Source organism: Pseudomonas sp. 2VD (assembly GCF_005503585.1).
Taxonomy (GTDB): domain Bacteria; phylum Pseudomonadota; class Gammaproteobacteria; order Pseudomonadales; family Pseudomonadaceae; genus Pseudomonas; species Pseudomonas aeruginosa.
This window is the reverse complement of the sequence record NZ_SCND01000627.1, coordinates 1-1,633: the sequence shown is the minus strand read 5'-3', so window position 1 is coordinate 1,633 and position 1,633 is coordinate 1. Positions and strand designations below refer to the sequence as shown.

General features: G+C 68.6%; 2 protein-coding genes. Both read left to right on the top strand.

Features of this window, described 5'->3' with window-relative positions; translation table 11 throughout:
• Nucleotides 1-97 (top strand): pyridoxine 5'-phosphate oxidase C-terminal domain-containing protein (locus tag FFS27_RS32540; protein WP_272483171.1); only part of this gene is annotated, 97 nt, incomplete at its 5' end.
• Between the two features lie 251 nt (nt 98-348).
• Nucleotides 349-1,557, top strand: coding sequence for a pyocyanin biosynthetic protein PhzM (phzM, locus tag FFS27_RS32530; RefSeq protein WP_003093633.1), 1,209 nt, complete (start codon nt 349-351; stop codon nt 1,555-1,557).
• Nucleotides 1,558-1,633 lie beyond the last annotated feature (76 nt).

Genomic DNA, 1,633 nt, shown 5'->3' with positions numbered 1-1,633 from the left:
GGTGGAGTTCTGGGGCAACGGCACCGAGCGGCTGCACGAGCGCCTGCGCTACGACCGCGACGAAGGAGGCTGGAAGCACCGCTACCTGCAACCGTGACGACACCGCTGCGCCGACGTTTCATGGCGGATAACCGCACGCGGTTATTCGCCCTACGCGGCCTCGAAGCTCACCCGTTTTACGGTGGATAACCGAATGCGGTCATGCGTACCGCGGCCCCGGAGCCGGGCCGTAGGGCGAATAACGCCACCGGCGTTATCCGCCGCTGCGCCGACGTTTCATCGCGGTAAACGGTCATCCGTCCCAGCCGAACCCCCATCGATTCGAACACTCGAGAAAAGGAAGCACCCATGAGCGAACCCATCGATATCCTCATTGCCGGCGCCGGCATCGGCGGCCTCAGTTGCGCCCTGGCCCTGCACCAGGCCGGCATCGGCAAGGTCACGCTGCTGGAAAGCAGCAGCGAGATACGCCCCCTTGGCGTCGGCATCAATATCCAGCCGGCGGCGGTCGAGGCCCTCGCCGAACTGGGCCTCGGCCCGGCGCTGGCGGCCACCGCCATCCCCACCCATGAGCTGCGCTACATCGACCAGAGCGGCGCCACGGTATGGTCCGAGCCGCGCGGGGTGGAAGCCGGCAACGCCTATCCGCAGTACTCGATCCATCGCGGCGAACTGCAGATGATCCTGCTCGCCGCGGTGCGCGAGCGTCTCGGCCAACAGGCGGTACGCACCGGTCTCGGCGTGGAGCGCATCGAAGAGCGCGACGGCCGCGTACTGATCGGCGCCCGCGACGGACACGGCAAGCCCCTGGCGCTCGGTGCCGATGTGCTGGTCGGCGCCGACGGCATCCATTCGGCGGTCCGCGCGCACCTGCATCCCGACCAGGGGCCGCTGTCCCACGGTGGGATCACCATGTGGCGCGGCGTCACCGAGTTCGACCGCTTCCTCGACGGCAAGACCATGATCGTCGCCAACGACGAGCACTGGTCGCGCCTGGTCGCCTATCCGATCTCGGCGCGCCACGCGGCCGAAGGCAAGTCGCTGGTGAACTGGGTGTGCATGGTGCCGAGCGCCGCCGTCGGCCAGCTCGACAACGAGGCCGACTGGAACCGCAACGGACGCCTGGAAGACGTGTTGCCGTTCTTCGCCGACTGGGACCTGGGCTGGTTCGACATCCGCGACCTGCTGACCCGCAACCAGTTGATCCTGCAGTACCCGATGGTCGACCGCGATCCGCTGCCGCACTGGGGCCGGGGACGCATCACGCTGCTCGGCGACGCCGCCCACCTGATGTATCCGATGGGCGCCAACGGCGCTTCGCAGGCGATCCTCGACGGCATCGAGCTGGCCGCCGCGCTGGCGCGCAACGCCGACGTGGCCGCAGCCCTGCGCGAATACGAAGAAGCGCGGCGGCCGACCGCCAACAAGATCATCCTGGCCAACCGCGAACGGGAAAAAGAGGAATGGGCCGCGGCTTCGCGACCGAAGACCGAGAAGAGCGCGGCGCTGGAAGCGATCACCGGCAGCTACCGCAACCAGGTGGAACGGCCACGCTAGCAACACCGGGCAGGCCACCGCGCCTGCCCTCTCCCGCCTCTCCCGTCCGCGGGAGAGGCGGCATCCGTGCGGGTGC